Origin of the sequence: Rhizobium croatiense (assembly GCF_019793465.1) — a bacterium.
Taxonomy (GTDB): domain Bacteria; phylum Pseudomonadota; class Alphaproteobacteria; order Rhizobiales; family Rhizobiaceae; genus Rhizobium; species Rhizobium croatiense.
In genome coordinates this window covers 1-817 of sequence record NZ_JAILYJ010000056.1, presented here as the reverse complement: position 1 = coordinate 817, position 817 = coordinate 1, and the positions used below count along the sequence as shown (strand labels likewise).

At 60.6% G+C, this 817-nt stretch carries 1 protein-coding gene; it reads left to right on the top strand.

Features of this window, described 5'->3' with window-relative positions; genetic code table 11:
- Positions 1 to 83: 83 nt before the first annotated feature.
- On the top strand, positions 84 to 817 hold a 734-nt coding region (locus K6M89_RS30510; RefSeq protein ID WP_222141856.1), incomplete at its 3' end, for an IS481-like element ISRel2 family transposase.

Here is an 817-nt window from a genome sequence, read left to right as displayed (position 1 = left end):
TGTGAGCTTTCGGGAGGTTGTCCATTCAAAGCGGATTTAGGAGACTGGAGCTATCACACCTCGAGTCGGAAGGATCGCCGCGAATGAACATTCATAAGAATGCCCGACTGACGCCGTTGCGCCGGGAACAAATGGCGCTTGCTGTTATCGAAGGGCATCTGACCCAGGCTCAGGCAGCACAGGCCTATGGCGTCGCGGCCAAGATCGTCGCCCGTTGGGTCGAGCGTTTCAAGGCCGGTGGTCGAGAGGCGATGCTCGATCGTTCCTCCCGACCTCATGCCATGCCCCGGCAGACCAGTCAGGCGCTGGCGGAGCGCATCATCACGCTTCGCCGCCAGCGCCTGACTGGCAAGCACATCGCGATCGAAACCGGTGTATCTGCAGCGACGGTGAGCCGGGTTCTCAAGCGCGCAGGCCACTCCCGCCTCAAGGATATCGAGCCGGCCGAGCCTGTGCGTCGTTATGAACGCCAGGCTCCCGGCGAGATGATTCATATCGACATCAAGAAGCTCGGCCGGTTTCATGAGGTCGGCCACCGCATCACCGGCGATCGCACTCGCCAGAGTTCGCGCAGAGGCAAGAGTTGGGGCGCCGGTTGGGAATGCGTTCATGTGGCCATCGACGATGCCTCTCGCATCGCTTTCTCACAGATATTGCCGGACGAGACGAAAGAAAGCGCCGTGGCCTTCTTGAAGGCGGCATTGGCCTATTATGCCAGCCTCGGGATCGCGGTCGAGCGCGTCATGACCGACAATGGTCCCTGCTACACATCAAAGCCATTCGGCCAAGCTTGTCGCGACAACGGCCTCAAGCACGT